The organism is Streptomyces sp. NPDC001634, assembly GCF_040298185.1.
In the GTDB taxonomy this organism is placed as follows: Bacteria; Actinomycetota; Actinomycetes; order Streptomycetales; family Streptomycetaceae; genus Streptomyces.
In genome coordinates this window covers 1-18,575 of record NZ_JBEOZU010000134.1, presented here as the reverse complement: position 1 = coordinate 18,575, position 18,575 = coordinate 1, and the positions used below count along the sequence as shown (strand labels likewise).

Annotated in this window: 11 protein-coding genes and 1 pseudogene; 7 read left to right on the top strand and 5 right to left on the bottom strand. The window is 71.5% G+C overall.

The window, feature by feature from the left end:
- Positions 1-4: 4 nt before the first annotated feature.
- The 3 genes and pseudogenes from ABT186_RS44455 to ABT186_RS44445 form a co-directional block, all read left to right on the top strand.
- Positions 5-97 (top strand): annotated as a pseudogene (locus tag ABT186_RS44455) (MarR family transcriptional regulator); the annotation flags it as partial.
- A gap of 101 nt (positions 98-198) precedes the next feature.
- Positions 199-1,041, top strand: a complete 843-nt coding sequence (locus ABT186_RS44450) for a patatin-like phospholipase family protein (protein ID WP_351234322.1) — start codon at positions 199-201, stop codon at positions 1,039-1,041.
- Between the two features lie 48 nt (positions 1,042-1,089).
- Positions 1,090-1,935 carry a spermidine synthase gene (locus tag ABT186_RS44445; protein ID WP_351234320.1) on the top strand — a complete coding sequence of 282 codons (846 nt, stop codon included), beginning with the start codon at positions 1,090-1,092 and terminating at the stop codon, positions 1,933-1,935.
- Between the two features lie 174 nt (positions 1,936-2,109).
- Here the strand turns inward: ABT186_RS44445 and ABT186_RS44440 are convergent, their stop codons facing one another.
- Entirely contained in the window at positions 2,110-3,123 is a 1,014-nt protein-coding gene (locus tag ABT186_RS44440; RefSeq protein ID WP_351930064.1) for a DUF8017 domain-containing protein, read from the bottom strand.
- Between the two features lie 76 nt (positions 3,124-3,199).
- Positions 3,200-4,156, bottom strand: a complete 957-nt coding sequence (locus ABT186_RS44435; protein WP_351234316.1) for a DUF8017 domain-containing protein — start codon at positions 4,154-4,156, stop codon at positions 3,200-3,202.
- 85 nt (positions 4,157-4,241) lie between these two features.
- Between ABT186_RS44435 and ABT186_RS44430 the strand changes: the two genes are divergently transcribed.
- Positions 4,242-4,679, top strand: a complete 438-nt coding sequence (locus ABT186_RS44430; RefSeq protein ID WP_351930066.1) for a DUF4442 domain-containing protein — start codon at positions 4,242-4,244, stop codon at positions 4,677-4,679.
- Between the two features lie 121 nt (positions 4,680-4,800).
- Here ABT186_RS44430 and ABT186_RS44425 read toward each other — a convergent pair whose 3' ends face one another.
- From ABT186_RS44425 to ABT186_RS44415, 3 genes are read right to left on the bottom strand one after another with little or no spacing between them, the layout of a single operon-like run.
- A complete protein-coding gene (locus tag ABT186_RS44425; protein WP_351930062.1) occupies positions 4,801-5,334 on the bottom strand; it encodes a CHAP domain-containing protein in 534 nt (177 codons plus the stop codon).
- Between the two features lie 43 nt (positions 5,335-5,377).
- Entirely contained in the window at positions 5,378-6,976 is a 1,599-nt protein-coding gene (locus ABT186_RS44420; RefSeq protein WP_351930060.1) for a solute symporter family protein, read from the bottom strand.
- Positions 6,970-7,380: a DUF485 domain-containing protein gene (locus ABT186_RS44415; RefSeq protein ID WP_351930058.1), complete on the bottom strand. Its 411-nt coding sequence runs from the start codon at positions 7,378-7,380 to the stop codon at positions 6,970-6,972. Before ABT186_RS44415 ends, ABT186_RS44420 begins: the two co-directional genes overlap by 7 nt.
- Before the next feature lie 737 nt (positions 7,381-8,117).
- Between ABT186_RS44415 and ABT186_RS44410 the strand changes: the two genes are divergently transcribed.
- The 3 genes from ABT186_RS44410 to ABT186_RS44400 all read left to right on the top strand — a co-directional run.
- The gene (locus ABT186_RS44410; RefSeq protein ID WP_351234308.1) at positions 8,118-8,342 is read left to right on the top strand and encodes a hypothetical protein; all 225 of its coding nucleotides are present in this window, start codon (positions 8,118-8,120) and stop codon (positions 8,340-8,342) included.
- 666 nt (positions 8,343-9,008) lie between these two features.
- Positions 9,009-16,055 (top strand): SDR family NAD(P)-dependent oxidoreductase, encoded by a 7,047-nt coding sequence (locus ABT186_RS44405; protein ID WP_351930056.1) that lies wholly within the window; start codon positions 9,009-9,011, stop codon positions 16,053-16,055.
- A gap of 1 nt (position 16,056) precedes the next feature.
- Positions 16,057-18,575 (top strand): beta-ketoacyl synthase N-terminal-like domain-containing protein (locus tag ABT186_RS44400; protein WP_351930054.1); only part of this gene is annotated, 2,519 nt, incomplete at its 3' end.

Sequence of the window (18,575 nt, the reverse complement as noted above, 5' to 3'; positions counted from 1 at the left end):
CGGCCTGGCCGGCGCGCTCGTCGGAGGGCAGCGGCTGATCCGCCGGCGACTGCGCAGCGACATGACCGTGCCGCGGCTGCGCGGTGCCGAGGTCGAACCGCGGGTGCCCGCCCGGAGGGGTGGGCACCCGCGTCGGCGACTGTCAGTGGTGTGCGCAAGACTTGACGGCACATGGAGTCGTGGGGGAAGCGGGGAGCCATGGCGGGCAGGGCGGTTGTACTCGGCGGCGGTGGAGGCGGCGCGATCGGCTGGCTGGGCGGGCTGCTGTACGGGCTGGGGGAGGCCGGCCTCGATCTCGGGGACGCGGACGTGGTCATCGGCACCTCGGCGGGCGCCACGGTCGGAGCTCAGCTCGCCTCCGGCAAGCTGACGTTCCAGGAGCTGTACAAGCGTCAACTCGCGGCTCCCCAGGGGGAGATAGCGGGTCGGCTGACGACGTCGATGTACCTGCGCTACGCCTGGGCAACGCTGAAGTCGGGCACGCCCGAGGAGTACGGCCGGAAGATCGGCCGGATGGCGCTCGCGGCGCGGACGCCGTCCGAGGCGGCCCGCCGGGCGGCGATCGAGAGCCGACTGGTCTCGCCGGAGTGGCCGGACCGGCCGCTGCGTGTGCCGGCTGTCGACACGGCTACCGGGGAACTGCGTGTCTTCGACCGGCACAGTGAGGTCCCGCTGGTGGATGCGATGGCCGCGAGCTGCGCGGTGCCGGGCGCGTGGCCGCCGGTGACGATCGAGGGCCGCCGCTGGATGGACGGCGGCACCCACTCCCCGGCCAATGCGCACCTGGCCGCGGGCTATGACCGTGTGGTCGTCCTCGCCCCGGTGGGCCGGGGCGGTGGTCCCCTGGCCTCGGCCGAGTCCCAGGCGCAGCGGCTGAGGGAGAAGGGCGCGCGGGTCACGGTCGTCACTCCGTCCGCGGTGGCCCGGGAGGCCTTCGGGCGCAACCCCCTGGACCCCACCCGCCGGGAACCGGCGGCACGCGCGGGGAGGGAACAGGCGGGGGAGCATGTCAAGGAGGTCGGCCAGGTGTGGCGGGGCTGACCGGGTGCCGCCCTGTGGGTCGTGTCACCGGCCCGGCACAATGGAGGCGTGACCGAGCCCATACCCGTGACGCGTGCGGTCGATCATGGGACCGCCAAGCTGATGCCCGATGTGGACCATGAGAGGGCCTGGCTGCTGACGGTCGACGGGGCGCCGCAGTCGTATGTCGATCTGGACACGCCGACGCATCTGGAGTTCGAGTACGCCCGACGGCTCGGGCATGTGCTGGACACGATCGCGGAGCCGGGGCGGGCTCTGGACGTGCTGCACCTCGGCGGTGGCGCGCTCACCCTGCCGCGCTACGTCGCCGCGACCCGGCCCGGCTCACGCCAGGACGTCATCGAGGCCGACCGGGGTCTGCTGGACCTCGTCGCGGAACACCTGCCCCTGCCCGCCGACGCCGCCATCACCCTGCACCCGGCCGACGCCCGTGCCTGGCTGGAGGCGGCCCCGGCGGACTCCGCCGATGTCGTGATCGCGGACGTCTTCGGCGGCTCCCGCGTCCCCGCCCATCTGACGACGGTGGCGTACGCACGCGCGGCCGAGCGGGTGCTGCGCGCGGACGGCGTCTACCTGGCGAACCTCGCCGACGCCGCCCCCTTCGCCTTCCTCCGCTCCCAACTCGCCACGTTCGCGACGGTGTTCGAGGAGCTGGCGCTGATCGCCGAGCCCGGTGTGCTGCGTGGCCGCCGCTTCGGCAACGCGGTGCTCATCGCCGCGCACCAGCCGCTCGATACGGCCCCCATCGCCCGCCGCACCGCCGCGGACGCGTTCCCGGCCCGCGTCGAACACGGCGCCGGACTACGGGACTTCCTGGGCACCGCCGAGCCGGTTTACGAAGCGAACGCCGTCCCGTCACCCGAGCCGCCCGACGGATCCTTCACCATCGGCTGAACCGAGCCGTCGGCCAGGCCCGGGCGCCGGCCGAACGGAACCGTCGGCCCGGCCCGGGCGCCGGCTGAACGGAACCGTCGGCCCGGCCCGGGCGCCGGCTGAACGGAACCGTCGGGCAGACCGAGCCATGGGGACCGCCGGGTGCCATGGTCGCCATGGCACCCGGTGCGGGGCTCAGGACGACGTCGGGTCGCCGTGGAGACGTACCGTGCTGAGGATCTTCATGATCGTCGCGTCGGGGACCTCCTCTTTCACCCCCGTGGCGCCGTAGAAGTTCCACGCGACGAAGTCACCGGCGGAGTTCTTGAAGCCGAACGTGATGGCCTTGCCGTCGGTCGCGCACTTCCCCTTCTGGGGCGTGTTCTTGGAGCGGGCCCAGGCGATGCTGCCCTCGATCCCGGAAGCGGTCTTGTACGGCTTCGCCTTCTTGTCGAAGGTGATGCTCTTCTTGTCCGGCTGCGTGTAACCGCCGTACACCCACCAGGGCACCTGGTTCACGGCGACCTCATCGGCGTTCTTGGCACCGCTGGCGCCCTTGGTACCCACCGCGGCCAGCGCCGTGTCCTCCGGCCGGCCGTCCTTGTTGCTGTCCGACGTGCACCACTTCTCCTTGAGGAACGCGGGCGCGGACATCACGATGATCGGCTTGTCACCGGCCTTGCCGTTGTTGTTCTCGAAGCCGATCTCCAGATCCGGCGATTTGACGTCCCAGTCCGGCGGTACGTCGAAGGCCGTGCCCCACTTGGGGTTGATGACGACCTTCCAGCCCGGGATGGTCGGCTTCTCGGCATCGCCGCTGCGCGGGTTGTCGGACGCGGACGCCGAGGCCGTCGAGCTCTGCGAGGCACTGACCGACGGGCCGGCGTTCTTGCTGCCCCCGTCGGCCTTGTCGTCCTTGTTGCCGCCCAGAACCAGGGCGCCCGTGACGCCGGCGGCCACGACCACGGCCGCGGCCGCCACGATCGCGACGATCTTCGTCCGGTTCCCGCCACCCCCGCCGCTCGGCGGCTGCGGAGCCTGCGCGGGCGAGGGCGCACCCCACTGCGGCTGCCCCGGCTGCTCATAGGGATTCGGCTGCTGATACCCAGGCTGCTGATAAGGGTTCGGCTGCTGGTACCCCGGCTGCTGGTAGGGGTTCTGGTTCTGCGGGTTCTGCTCGCCCCCGGGCGGCTGCTGTCCTGGCCACATGGGCAGTAACCCTAGTGCCGCCTGTGACACGTTTCGGTCACTGGCCTTCGTCAGACCCGTACCGGATGCCGGATGTTCAGGAGCCCGACGGGTCCTTGAAGAGCCGTACGGTGGCGGCGATCTTCCGCACGGTCGAGTCCGGTACCTCCTCGGATACGCCCTTGGCGCCGAAGAACTGCCAGGAGACGAGGTCACCTTGGGCGTTCTTGAAGGCGAATACCCACGCCTTGCCGTCCGTTGCACACTTTTGCGATTTCTCCACACCTGCGGACCAGGCGCTGCCCAAACTGCCCTTGATGCCGGAATTCGTGGTGAAGGACTCCACGGCGCCGGACTTCACCTTCGCCTTGCTCGGCTGGGTGTACTGACCGTAGACCCAGGCCTCCGGGTCGAGGCTCGCTATCTCCTCGGTGTTCTTCGCCCCGTTGTTGCCCTTGGATCCGGCCGCCGCCAGTGGTGAGTAGTCCTTCGTGCCGTCCTTGTTCTCGTCCGAGGCGCACCACTGCTGCTTCAGGAAGGCCGGTGCCCGCATGGCGGCCAGCGGCTTGTCCTCGGGGTCGTTGTTGTCGCTGACGTATGTGGCATAGTCCGGTGACTTGAGCTCCCACTGCGGCGGAACGTCGAAGGCGATCCCGGACTTCGGGTTCACCACGACCTTCCAGCCCTTGATCGTGGCCTGCTCGGTGCCCGAGTTCCGCGGGTTGTCCGCACTCGGCTGCGAGGAAACGGACTGGGTGGGGCCGGGGTCCACCCTGTCCTTCTTGCTCCCTCCGAGCAGTACGAAACCGGTCACGCCCGCGGCGACCACGACGGCCGCGGCCGCGAGGATCGCGATGAGCTTCGTCCGGTCGCCGCCCGAGGGCGGAGGCGTCGTGGGCGCGCCCGGCGGCTGCGGGGGTCCGCTCCAGGACTGGGGCTGCTGGTACGGATTCGGCTGGTGGTACCCGGGCTGCTGGTACGGGTTCGACGACTGTCCGGCCGCGGGATGCTGCGGGCTCTGCCCGCCCCCCGGCGGCTGCTCTCCTGGCCACATGGGCCGTAACCATACGGCGATCAGTTCCGGACTCTGGCCAGAGGTGGCTACTCGCGGGTAACATAGTGGCATGAGCGCAGACCAGATGTCGATCGGCGAGATGCTCGCCGCCACGGTGCCGATGGCCAGGACCCTGAACCTGGAGTTCCTGGAGACCTCGCCGGAGAAGGCCGTGGTGGCCCTGCCGGACCAGAGCGAGTACCACAACCACGTCGGCGGGCCGCACGCCGGAGCGATGTTCACGCTCGGTGAGTCGGCGAGCGGCGCGATCGTGCTGGCCGCGTTCGGGGACCAGCTGTCGCGCGCCGTACCGCTCGCCGTCAGCGCCGAGATCGCCTACAAGAAGCTCGCGATGGGCGCGGTCACCGCGACCGCCACGCTCGGCCGCCCCGCCGCCGAGGTCGTCGCCGAACTGGACGCGGGTCAGCGTCCCGAGTTCCCCGTCTCCATCGCCATCCGGCGCGAGGACGGCGCCGTGACCGGTGAGATGACTGTTGTGTGGACATTGCGCCCCAACGGCTGACGCGCACGGACCGCGTTGCACGAAAGGCCCCGGCCAGGACGGATTCCCCTGGCCGGGGCCCGGTCGTATCACGGCTGCGCGCGCTGCCGCGGCCCACGTTGCCGCGTCACCCGGCCCACGATCAGAACCGCAGATACCGGCTGGGATCCGAGGCCGAAGTGCTGCGGATGCTCAGGGAGCCGGGCCGGAAGTCGTTGTACGCGCTCCGGTAGCCGTACTCGTGCAGGGTGACCGTCCCGTCGTGGCCGACGGCCACGACGTACGCCACGTGCCCCTCACTGCCGAACCCGTGCACGCCCGGGTCCCACTGGGCTATGTCACCGACGTGCGGGACCGCGCTGGTCGCAGCGCCGGTCCAGTCCCCGGCGACGCCCAGGAAGTCGGGGGACCTGCGGTGGTGGCGTCCGTCGGTGCGGATCGCCCAGGCGGCGAACGACGCACAGGAGCCCTTGTAGTAGCCGTGGCCGTCGAACTTCCGGGGGCCGCTCGCGCCCTTCCACGGACAGGCGGCCGGGTTCACGGCCGCGAGGGACGTGTTCCGGGGGGAGAGCGCGGGTGCTGCGTGGCCGGTGGCGCCGAAGGCCGCGAGGGCTGCCGTGGCCGTAGCCCCGGATGCCGCGACGCGCAGTGACTTCTTCGACGTGCGCCAGTGCATGGGGGGTCCTTTCCGAAGGGCGTGTCGCAGCGTGCGGGCGGCGTCAGTTCCCGCCCGCACCGATCAGCGCGCGGACCTCGAACTCCTCGTAGGCCTCGGTCTCCTGATGCGGACTCAGCACACTGCCCAGCCAGCCGAGGAGAAACCCCGCGGGGATCGAGACGATGCCGGGATTCTGGAGCGGGAACCAGGCGAAATCGGAGTGCGGGTAGACCGAGGTGGGCGCACCCGAGACCACGGGGGAGAACACCACGAGGAGCACGGAGCAGCTGAGGCCGCCGTACAGGCTGAGCAGTGCGCCCTGTGCGGTGAAGCGGCGCCAGAACAGGCTGTAGACGAGCGCCGGCAGGATGGCCGACGCGGCGATGGCGAAGGCGAGGAACGCCAGGCTCGCCGTGCTGATCTCCCACGGCAGCAGGGCGAGCAGCATGCCCAGGATCCCGATGAGGGCCGCGGCCATCCGGGCCACGCCCAGCTCCTCGGTCTGGGGCGCCCTGCCCTTGCGGATGACCTCGCCGTAGAGGTCGTGGGCGAGTGAGGAGGCCGCGGCCAGGGTGAGCCCGGCCGCGACCGCGAGCAGGGTCACGAAGGCCAGGCAGGAGATCAGCGCGGTGAGCACGCCGCCGCCCATGGACTGGGCGAGCAGCAGAACAGCCGCGTCACCCTTGGGGTCGATCTTCGTGATGGCCCCCCGGCCGACGATCGCGGCCGCGCCCAGGCCGAGGATGCCCGCGGCCAGACAGACGAAGCCGACGAGGCCCATGGCCCAGACGACCGAGGTACGAAGCACACGGTTGCTGCGGGGGGCGAGCAGCCGCATCACCACATGGGGGAGTGCGGCCAGTCCGAGCACGATGGCCAGTTCCAGGCTGAAGAAGTCGAGTTTGCTCGTGGTGCCGGCGCCGTAGCGCAGCCCGGACTCCAGGAAGCGTTGGCCGACGCCGCTGTTGTGCGCGGCGGCCGACAGCAGCGCGTTGACGTTCCAGTGGAAGTGGGTCAGCACGATGACCGCCGTGATCGCCACGCCGGACACCAGCATCACTGCCTTGACCATCTGGATGAAGGTCGCGCCGGGCATGCCGCCGAGCGCGGCGTACACCACGACGATGGTGCCGATGACGACCACGCACAGTGTGCGGGTCGTCCGGCTGGGCTCGCCGACGAACTGCGTCAACAGGGCCACACTGCCGATGAGTTGGGCCACGAGGTAGAGGGTGGTGACGGCCAGGGTGCAGACGGCGAGGGCCAGGCGCACGGACCTCTGGAGTCGGGGAAGGCGGAGCGCCAGGGTGTCGCCGAGGGTGAACCGGCCGGAGTTGTGCAGGGGTTCGGCGATGACGAGCAGCACCATCATCCAGGCGACCGTGGTCCCGCCCAGGTAGAGGAGGCCGTCGTAGCCCGTGAGGGCGACCAGGCCCGTACTGCCCAGGAGCGTTGCAACCGACAGATAGTCGCCGCACATCGCCAGACCGTTGCGCAGCGGGGACATGGTCCGGTTGCCGAGGTAGAACTCGCTGATCTCATCGCGGTGAGGGGCCATCAGCAGTGCGGTGAACAGGGTCACCACGACGACGGAGACGAAGAGGACGAAGGTCAATTGCAGGCTGAACCGGTTCACGACGCTTGCGGAGACCGTCACCACGTGCGGAACCGCCTCTCCTGCGGGACACGGGGGCGGCCGGGCCCGGTGCGGTTCAGCTCGGCGCGGAGCCGGCGTGCCACGGGGTCCATGCGCCGGCGCATGTGCACGGTGTAGCGCCACACGGCCAGCGCCATGACGGCGAACTGGACGAGGCCGAACGCGAGGCCGAGGGTGAGGTGGCCGACGAGGGGCTGGTTCATCACGCCGGACGCAAAACTCGACAGCAGTACGTACAACAGAAATCCGCCCACGACGAGAGTCACGACCGTGGCCCCGAAGGTGCGGAAGGCGCGGCGCATCGACTGGAATTCGGGATGCTCGTGTATGGACGGCGGGCGTGTGGAATCGGCGGCTGTGGTGAGCGAGGGAGGCCAGTCGGCGTGTTGCGGCGGAAATCCGTTCATGACGCACCTTCTTTGCTGCCGTGTACCGCACGCCCGGCGGTGCCGGGCCATCCGCCGGTCGGCTTCGGAGCAGGTCAGGGGAATGAGCCATGATCAGGTTCTTCCGGGGGAAATGGCTCATCGAGAACTTCTGCCCATCGAAGCCGGGCTTTTGTGCGGACTTTGTGGGGGGTTTGTGATGTCCCCGTCCTTCAGTTTTCGGGGCGGTCGGGGCGGCCCTGTCAGGGGGCGGCAACGGGGTCGGATGCGGAGTATTGCAGTGGGGCCATTGAACTATCAACCGTCTGTGAGGAGGCGATATCTGAACAGGGTCGTCTCCGCTTTCCGGCCGGCTTGAATGTGTCGGGCGAGTGTGGGTTCCGTGTGTGGCTCGGCGGTCGCCGTGACGGCTCGCCCCGCGCCCGCCTTCACCGACGAGAGATCCACTCCCGCCGCCGCGCGCGTCGAGGCGCTCGTCGCCGGGCTCCCCGCGACGACAAGGTCTCCACAAGCCGGAGAGCGCGGCGCAGGCCAGGTCTTCCGGCTGCGCAGCATCACGGGGCGCGACCCGCGCGCAGGAGTCGCCGAGGCCGTCGGGACGGCGCCCGCTTGGCGTACAGCGTGGTCCTGTTCGGGCACGAGGAGGACGCGCCGCGAGCCTGAACCGCACGACGCTCGCGCTTGCGGCCCACCAGGGCCCGCTCATCGAGGCGGTCACCGCGGTGAACCGCGCACCGTGGCCGTAACGGACCGCCGCCGTGCTGCAGATGTACTGCCCGGGCCAGGAGAGCGCGGCCGCCGCCGACCTGCGCGTCCGCAGATCCGGGGACGGCCTCGACATGAGCGTCCGCAGATCCGGGGACGGCCTCGACATGAGCGTCCGTGTCGGCTCCTTCTCGCGGGGGCCGTTGGCGCGACGGTTCTCTTACCCGTCCACCGGCGGATTCCCGGACGAGACGAATTCATCGGGATCGGGTCTCTGATTGACCCGCGGCAGGCTTTCTGCTCGGCGCCGGGCGACCCATGAGCCATTCGGCGACCACCGGGAGTTCGCGAAGACAATTCCTATGTTGCCGCAGGGTAAAAGTTTGTTTGCGTTTCAGTGCGAGAGGTGCGCGGCGGAGAATTGCGCATGCCGCGAGCGACTTCGGCCGAGGGGCGCCGGGACCGTGTCGGCAGGACGGCCCTGAGGAGGGCCGCCGCCCGCCGGGCGACCCGCCCCGCCGCTCCCCTGCATGGTGGCCCGATCCGGCCATGCGGCACGGACATGAACCGTTGACACGGCTCCTGCCCGCCACCGGTTGTGTTTCGAGCACGTGAGTCCTGCGTGTCTCCGTCGGGCGTTTTGACGGAATTGGGATGCTGCGACTTGTGCCGCCGCATCCCCAACGGCATCGCGGCTGAAGTGAATTGCTCGGTTTTCAAGCTCTTGGCGTGGATTTCCCGGGCTTGGCTGAATAGATTCGACCGGATGCCGAATACCCACCGGGTAGTTGACCGGTGAGTAATCGCGGCGATAGCTTCCGTGCTGGTTTCGCGCAAGCATTTTCCGTGGCAATCCGGGCGAACGGTGCGTTCTCGCAGGTCGGTTCGTCATGCTCACTGCCTCAAACCCCCCACCATGCGGTCTCACGATTTTTCGGAGAATCATGACGTCTGCTGTGCGCGCCGACGATTTGATCATTGGTATCTCCCCGCTGGGCGAACCGGACGCCAGAATGGCCGCGGCGGTCAGCCGCGCCGGCGGACTCGGAGTGCTCGACCTGGGGTGCGGCGACCGAAGATCCAGAGAGGCGCTGGCGCGCATCCGACGCCTGGTACCCGGTACGTTCGGGGTGCGGGTCGCGGCGCACTGCCGGATGGATCCCGGAGAACTTGCGGAAAGAGCCACCGCAGCGACGGGTACAACGGCGGGCCGGCCCGACAGCGGCCCCCACACGGTGGTCCTCGGCCCGGACTCGCCGTGGCAGGTGTCCGACGTCGCTACGGAGTTCCGCGTGCTGGTCGAGGTCACGGACCTGGACCAGGCTCTGGAAGCGGTACGCGCCGGGGCGCATGGACTGATCGCCCGGGGCCAGGAGAGCGGGGGCCGGATCGGGGAACTCGGCACCTTCGTCCTGCTGCAGCAGTTGCTCTCCGAGCCCGGCGTGCGGCTTCCGGTCTGGGCGTGCGGCGGCATCGGTCCCCGAACGGCGGCGGCTGCCGTGGCGGGCGGGGCGGCCGGTGTCGTACTGGACAGCCAGCTGGCACTGCTGGCCGAGTCCGCGCTGCCCGAAGCGACGTTCGCCGCGCTGCGGTCCATGGACGGCTCGGAGACCGCCGTCGTGGGCGGTCACCGCGTGCTGCTCCGGCGCGGACCGGACGCGCCGTGTCCGGCGGCCGACGATCCGGCGGCGGTGGCGCTGATGCTGGGCGCGCAGAACCCGCATACCCAGCTGCTGCCGGTCGGTCAGGACGGTTTCCTCGCCACCCGCTTCGCCGAACGCTGGGGCGATGTCGGCCGGGCGGTGCGCGCACTGGATGCATCCTTACGAGGTGCCGTGCGCGACGGGGCAGCGGCCGCCCGGGCGCTGCGGGACGGCTCCCCGATGAGCCGGGCCCTCGGCACTCGGCTGCCCGTCGCCCAGGGCCCGATGACCAGGGTCAGCGATCAGGCACGGTTCGCGGAAGCCGTCGCCGGGGAGGGCGCCCTGCCGTTCATCGCGCTGGCGCTCGCGGACGGCGAACGGACGCGCGCCCTGCTGGAGGAGACCCGCGCCGCCATGGCCGGGAAGCCCTGGGGGGTCGGTGTGCTGGGCTTCGCACCGGAGGACGTCAGGAGCGCCCAACTCGATGCGGTACGCGAGCTGCGGCCCACGCACGCGATCATCGCGGGCGGGCGGCCGTCCCAGGCCGAGGTGCTGGAGCGGGCCGGGATCAGCACCTTCCTGCACGTGCCCTCGCCGGGACTGCTCCGGCAGTTCCTGGACGCCGGGGCCCGCCGGTTCGTCTTCGAAGGCTCGGAGTGCGGCGGTCATGTCGGGCCGCGGGGCAGTTTCCCGCTGTGGGAGGCCCAACTCGCGGTACTGGAGGACTTCCTGGCGGACGCCGACGAGCGCACGGCGGAGCGACTGGAGGTGTTCTTCGCGGGCGGCGTCCACGACGAACGCTCGGCGGCGATGGTCGCCGCGCTCGCCGCCCCGCTGACCGCACAGGGGGCCGCCGTCGGCGTCCTCATGGGTACCGCCTACCTGTTCACCCGGGAAGCGGTGGAACACGGGGCGATCCAGCCCCTCTTCCAGCGGCAGGTCGTGACCGCGACACGGACCACGCTCCTGGAGACCGCCCCCGGGCACGCCACACGCTGCGTCCCCAGCCCGTTCACCGAGGACTACCGGGAACGCGAAGCGGACTTGCGACAGCGGGGACTGCCCGACCGGCGGATCTGGGAGGAACTGGAGCGGCTCAACGTCGGACGGCTGCGAATCGCCGGCAAGGGTGTCGAGCGGGACGCCACCGGCACGCTGGTGGCCGTTGACGAGGAACGCCAGCTCGCCGAAGGCATGTTCATGGCCGGAGAGGTGGCCGTGCTGCGTTCGGTGACCACCACGATCGGTGCGTTGCACCACGCCGTGACATCCGGGGCGGCGGAGTTCCTGGCCGAGCGGGCCGCACTCCTCGGCGGGGAGCCGGGCCCGGAAACGGACGAGGAAGCGGTGGCGCCCGCGCCGCTCGACATCGCTGTCGTCGGCATGGCCTGCATGTTCCCCGACGCCCCCGATCTCGCCGCCTTCTGGGCGAACGTCGTCGGCGGCCACGACGCCGTCACCGAGGTCCCGCCCGAGCGCTGGGACCCGGCTGTGCACTACTCGGACGAGGCGGGCGGCACCACGTCGTCGAAGTGGGGCGGTTTCCTGCCCCGGATCCCCTTCGATCCGCTCCGCTACGGCATACCGCCGACCTCCCTGGGCAGCATCGACCCCGTACAGTTGCTGGCCCTGGAGGCCGCGCGGCGCGCCCTGGAGGACGCCGGATACGGCGAGCGGGGCCGGGAGTTCGACCGCTCGCGCACCTCCGTGGTCTTCGGTGCGGAAGCAGGCAGCGACCTCTCCAACGCGGTTGCGCTGCGCGCCGTGCTGCCCTCGTACTACGGGAAGGTTCCCGAGGGACTGGAGGAGCAGCTGCCCCGGCTCACCGAGGACTCCTTCCCCGGCATGCTGGCCAACGTGATCTCCGGCCGGATCGCCAACCGGCTCGACCTCGGCGGGGCCAACTACACCGTCGACGCGGCATGCGCGTCGTCGCTGGCCGCGGTCGACGTCGCCTGCAAGGAACTCGTGGGGGGCACCAGCGACGTGGTCCTGTGCGGCGGTGCCGACCTCCACAACGGCATCAACGACTACGCGCTCTTCTCCTCGGTGCATGCCCTGTCCCCGACCGGCCGGTCACGGGCCTTCGACAGTTCGGCGGACGGCATCGCCCTGGGCGAGGGCGTCGCGTGCGTCGTCCTCAAGCGGCTGGCGGACGCGGAGCGCGACGGAGACCGCATCTACGGTGTGATCAAGGGACTCGGCAGTTCCAGCGACGGCCGCTCACTCGGACTGACCGCGCCCCGTCCCGAGGGGCAGCGTGCCGCGCTGCGGCGGGCCTACCGCAACGCGGGCGTCTCACCCGCCGAGGTCGGCCTGCTGGAGGCGCACGGCACCGGGACGGTGGTCGGTGACCGTACCGAACTGACCGTCCTGAGCGAGGCGTTCGCAGAAGCCGGGGCCAGGACCGGTGCGTGCGCGCTCGGTTCGGTGAAGTCACAGATCGGGCACACCAAGTGCGCCGCCGGGCTCGCGGGTCTGATCAAGACCGTTCTGGCCCTGTACACGGGTGTCAAGCCGCCCACTTTGCATGTGGAGCGGCCGAACCCGGGTTGGCAGGAGGACAGCAGCCCGTTCGTCTTCCACACCCGGGCGCTGCCCTGGGCTGCTCCGGCGGAGGAACGGGTCGCCGGGGTGAGCGCGTTCGGCTTCGGTGGGACCAACTTCCATCTGGTGCTGGGTGCTTACGGCAACGCCGTTCCCCCGGCTCAAGGGCTGAACGCCTGGCCCGCCGAGCTGTTCACGTTTCGCGGGAAGGACGGGGCGGCGGCCCGGCGGGCCGCCGAGGACGTACTGCGGGCCGCGGAGGCGGCCGGCCGGCCGTGGCGGCTGCGTGATCTGGCGCTGGGCGCGTCCCGCCGGTCGGACACCTCTCAGGGGCCGGTGCGGATCGCGATCGTGGCCACGGACGTGGACGGGCTGATCGGACAACTGCGCAGGGCGCTGGCCGGTGAGCACGACCCGGCCGGGGGAGTCCACCTCGCGGACGAGGGACGGGCGGACGGCCCCACAGGGTCCGCATCGGTGCCCGTCGGCTCTGCCGGACCGGAGACAGAGGGCAAGGTCGCTTTCCTCTTCCCGGGGCAGGGCAGCCAGCGGCCCGGCATGCTCGCCGACGTGTTCATCGCGTTCCCCGAACTCCGGCACTACCTGGAACTCGGCCGCGACCACGCCCACGTGCTGTATCCGCCCACCGTCTTCGACGACGCGGCGCGCGAGTGGCAGCAGAGCGCACTCACCGACACCCGGGTCGCCCAGCCGGCCCTCGGCATCACCGGACTCGCCGCCCACGCCCTGCTCACCACAGCCGGGGTCCGGCCCGACATGGCGGCCGGCCACAGCTACGGCGAGCTGGTCGCCCTGTGCGCCGCCGGAGCCATCGGCCCCAGGACGCTGCTGGAACTGAGCGCCGAACGGGCGGCGGCGATCCTGACGGCCGCCGGTGAGGAGCCGGGGACCATGGCCGCGGTCGCGGGCGGCGCCGAGGACGTCGCACGCGCGCTGCGCGAGGCGGGCGCACCCGCCACCGTCGTCGTCGCCAACCACAACGCGCCCCGGCAGACCGTGGTCTCCGGGCCGACGGAGGACATCGCCGACGCCGTACGGCTACTGCGCGAGGCGGGATTCGGTGCCAAGCGCATCCCCGTGGCCTGCGCCTTCCACAGCCCGTTGGTGGCCGGTGCCGGCGACCGGTTCGCCGAGGCGCTCGCGTGCCGGACCGTGCACCCACCCGAGTTCCCGGTGTGGTCCAACCGCACGGCGCAACCGTACGGCGACGACGCCGACGCGATCCGTACGGAACTGGCCGCCCAGATCGGCGCCCCCGTCGGGTTCGTCGCGCAGATCGAGGCGATGTACGAGGCCGGCGCGAGGGTCTTCGTCGAGGCGGGCCCGGGCTTCGTCCTGACCCGACTGGTCACCCAGATCCTCGGCGACCGTCCGCACCGCACGGTCGCGTGCGAGCCGCGTCCGGACAGCGGTCTGCGGGGATGGCTCGACGCCCTGGCACAACTCGCCGTGGCCGGGCTGCCCGTACGCACCGCATGGCTGTACCGGGAACGCGACGCCGTCGACGCGCTGCGGACCCCCGCGCCCGAGCGACCCGGCTGGACCGTGGACGGGCACCTGGTCCGTACCGCCGCCGGAGAACTCCTCCCCGGTGCACTGGCACCGGCCCGACGAGTCGTGGAGACGACAGTGACGACAAACCGCTCGTACGGCGTCCCGGCCGACGGGGACGCACTGATCTCGGAATTCCTGCGCACCAGCCGGGAGATGATCGCCGCCCAGCGCGATGTGCTCCTGACCTACTTCGGCGCGATGCCGGGGGAGGGGATTCCCGGCCCCGTTGAGGTGGGCCCCCACGCACCGGCCATACCGCGTCCGCAGACCGCACCGGCCGGCCTGCCGGTGGCCCGGCAGCCGGTAACGCAGCAGGCTCCCGAACCCGACCCCGTGTCCGCCTCCGCCCCTGCCGTGGTCAGGGAGTCGGACGTGCTGCAGACGGTCCTGGAGATCATCAGCGAGCGGACCGGCTATCCGATGGACATGCTCGAGCCGGGCCTCGACCTGGAGGCGGACCTCAGTATCGACTCGATCAAGCGGGCGGAGATCGCCGGTGAACTGGCCGAACGTCTGGGAACCGGGGGCGGCATAGAGGTCGCCGGTCTGGACGACGCGGAGCTGGAGGAGCTGACGAAGGCCCGCACAGCGGCCTCGGTGACCGCATGGCTCGCGGCACGACTGGCCGTGCCCGACGGCCGGCCCCACCCACCGGAGGAACGGGCGGGGACCGACCGGACCGGACCGGACACCCGAGAAGAGCCGCAGGAGCCGTGGGCTGCGACCGGCGAGGCACCCAGGCGATTCCGGCTCCAACCCGTGCTCCTGGAGCAGCAGGACGGCCCGGGAGACCCGTCGTCCGTACTGGCCGGCACGCGGTTCGTCCTGCTCGGTGACGACGACAGCGGGAGCGTGTCCCGGGAGGTCGCGACCAGGCTCGCCTCGTACGGCGCCGAGGCCGTGGTCCTCGGCCCCGAACACCTGCTGACGGAGGCCGACGGCCGGGTGGACGGCGTCCTGTACCTCGATTCCCTCGCTGCGGCCCGGCCGCCGGTGCTGCCGGACGCGTTCCCTGTGTTCCAGGCCGCCCTGGGACGCGAACCACGCTGGTTGCTCGCCGTAGGGCCCTCCCAGGGGGACTTCCCGGATCTGCCGTCCCTGCGCTCTGCGGGGCTGCACGGTCTGTTCCGCACCGTCGCGCGTGAATACCCCGAGACCGTCGCCCGCGTCATCGATCTCGGCGACACCGGGCCCTCGGCCGTCGCCGACGCCCTGCTCGCCGAACTGCTCGCACCAGGCGACGTGCCGGTCGTGCTGCGTACGGCATCCGGGCGCCACGGGCTGGAACTCGTCGAGACGCCGATCGGAACGCTCGCCACCAACGGTGCGGGACCGGCCGGCGACGGAGCCGCAGAGGCCGCTGCCCTCGGACTCGACCGCGACTCCGTCGTGCTGCTGGTCGGCGGGGCCCGGGGCATCACCGCGAAGTTCGCCGCCGCGCTCGCCTCGGCCTCCCGCTGCCGCATCGAACTGCTCGGCAGGACGCCCGTGCCGAACGGCCCGGAGGATCCGGCGACGGCAGCCGCCCGGACCCCCGCCGAGTTGCGCGCCGTGCTCGCCGCTCGTGTGCGCGGCGGCCTCTCCCCGGCCGACATCAACCGCAGCACCGAGATCGTCCTCGCCCAGCGCGAGATCGCCGCCACCCTGGAGGAGCTCACGGCACTCGGCAGCCAGGCCCGGTACCGCTGCGTGGACTTCCGGGACCACGACGCGGCGCTCCAAGTGGTCAAGGAGATCCACGCCGAGCACGGTCGCCTCGACGGCGTCGTGTACGCGGCCGGTGTGATCGAGGACCGGCTGATCGCCGAGAAGTCCGCCGAGTCCTTCCAGCACGTGTACGCAACGAAGACGGCCGGAGCCGGGGCGCTGCTCGCGGCGGTGGAGGAGCTGCCGAACGGGCCCGCGTTCGCCGTGCTGTTCGGCAGCATCTCCGGCGTGCTCGGCAACCGGGGCCAGGCCGACTACGCGGCCGCAAACGACGCTCTCCAGAGCCTCGGGGCCTCCTGGGCGGCCCGCACCGGACACCGGGCACTGACCGTCCACTGGGGGCCGTGGGCGCCCACCGGCGGTCACACCGGCATGGTGACTCCGGAACTCGCACGGGAGTACGGCAGGCGCGGGATCAAGCTCATCGACCCGGAGGAGGGAACCGCGTCGCTGCTGCGCGAACTCGCCTGGGGCGACGAGTCCGCCGGAGCCGTCGTCTACACCGCCTCGGGCTGGTGAGATGACAACGCGACTGACGGGACGTCAAGTTCCGGTCGCCATCGTCGGGATGGCGGTCCTCCTGCCCGGCGCCGCCGGCCTGGATGCGTACTGGCGGAACCTGCTGGACGGTGTCGACGCGATCAGCGACGTGCCCGAGGGCCGGTGGGACGCCGACTACTACCGTCCGGGTTCCGCGACCGGACCCGCCGCCGCCCACGAGGTGTACTGCCGGCGCGGCGGATTCGTCGACGGCCTGGCCGACGTGGAGGTCACCCGGTTCGGGATCATGCCGAACTCCGTGGCCGGCACCGAGCCCGACCAGCTCATCGCCCTGAACGTGGCCGCCGAGGCCATAGCGGACGCGGGTGGTGAGGACCGGCTGCCCGACCGGCACCGCATCGGCGTCGTCCTCGGCCGGGGCGGCTATCTCACCCCCGGGCTGGTCGGACTCGATCAGCGGGTTCGTACGGCCGGCCAACTCGTCCGCACGCTGGGCGAGTTGCTGCCCGATCTGGACAGCGGCCAACTCGACCGGATCCGTGCGGCGTTCACCGATCGGCTCGGGACCGTGACCCCGGAGTCGGCCATCGGCCTGGTACCCAACCTCGCGGCCTCGCGCATCGCCAACCGCCTCGACCTGCGAGGCCCCGCCTACACCGTGGACGCCGCCTGTGCGTCGTCGCTCGTCGCCGTCGACCAGGCGGTGGGCGAGCTCGCCGCCGGACGCTGTGACGTGATGCTCGCCGGGGGTGTGCACCACTGTCACGACATCACACTGTGGAGCGTCTTCTCCCAGCTGCGCGCGCTATCCCCGAGCCAGCGCATCCGCCCCTTCCACCGGGACGCCGACGGCATTCTGATCGGCGAGGGCACCGGTGTGGTGGTGCTCAAGCGGCTGGCCGACGCCGAGCGCGACGGGGACCGGATCTACGCGGTGATCCGGGGCACCGGCGTGGCGAGCGACGGCCGCGCCTCCGGTCTGGTCAACCCCGACCCCGGCGGCCAGGCGTATGCCGTACGCCGGGCCTGGGAGGCCGCGGGGCTCGACCCCGCCCGGCCGGGGTCGATCGGTCTGCTTGAAGCCCACGGCACCGCGACCCCGGCCGGGGACGCTGCCGAACTGGCCACCCTCACCGAGGTGTTCGGCCCGGGAGACGGATTGCGCGACGAACGCCCGGTGGTCGGTTCGGTGAAGTCGATGATCGGCCACACGATGCCCGCCGCCGGAGTGGCCGGCCTGGTCAAGGCGGCGCTCGCCGTCCACCACGGAATGCTCCTGCCGACCCTCCACTGCGGCGACCCGCACCCCGCGCTCGCGGCGACCCGCTTCCGGACGCTGGACAAGGCCGCCCCCTGGAACACCACTCCTGAGCAACCGGTCAGGCGGGCCGGCGTCAACGCCTTCGGGTTCGGCGGCATCAACGCCCATGTCGTACTGGAGGCACCCGGTGCCCGGACTTCCAGGCCAGAGGCGCTCCGGCCCCTGACCGGCACCGCCACGATCGCCGTGGCCGAGCCGGAACGGGTGCTCCTGCTCGCCGCCGACAGCCCCGAGCGCCTCGCCGCACAACTGGACGCCGACGACCCGGCCGTACTCGCCTCCGGCCTCCACCCCGCGGGTACGCACCCGGAAGCGGGCCGGACCCGGCTCGGTGTCGTCGACCCCACCGCCAAACGGCTCGCCCTGGCCCGCCGGGCGGTCGCCAAGGGCCGTGCCTGGAACGGCCGCAGCGACGTCTGGTTCCGGCCGGCGCCCCTGCTCGGAGCTGCGGGCAACGGGAAACTGGCCTTCGTTTTCCCCGGACTGGAAGGCGACTTCGAACCGCGTGTCGACGACATCGCGGCCCACTTCGGTCTGCCCGGTCTCCGGGGACCAGCCGCCCGGCCCGGCGACCGGGTCCACGTCTCCGACGTCGGCAGACACGGGTTCGGCGTCGTCGGCGTCGGCAGGCTCCTGGACACCGCGCTGCGCCGTATGGGCGTCGTCCCGGATGCCGTCGCCGGGCACAGCGTCGGCGAGTGGACGGCGATGGCGGCGGCCGGGCTGTACTCCGGGACGGAAGTCGACGACTTCATGGCGTCGTTCGACCCCGACTCGGTGACCGTCCCGGGCCTTGCGTTCGGCGTGATAGGAGCGCCCGCCGAGCGCGTGGTGACCGCCCTCGGCGAGGGGTGGGCGGACGCGGGCATCGTGCTCTCCCACGACAACGCGCCCGGTCAGTCGATGGTGTGCGGGCCGGACGAGGCGATGAAGGAGTTCGTCCGCTCCTTCCGCGCCCAGGGTGTGCTCAGCCAGGTGCTGCCGTTCCGGTCCGGCTTCCACACGCCGATGCTGGAGCCCTTCCTCGCCCCCATCAGGGAAGCCGCGCACCGGTTCCGGCTGCATCCGCCGACCGTCCCCGTGTGGTCGGGGACGACCGCGGCGCCGTTCCCCGAGGGCGACCACAAGCCGGATCACCATCGTCACCCTCCGTACGCACCCGGGCGCCGCCTCCACGAGAGATCGCGGCGGCGGCGCCCGGGTGTGCCGTATGCGGT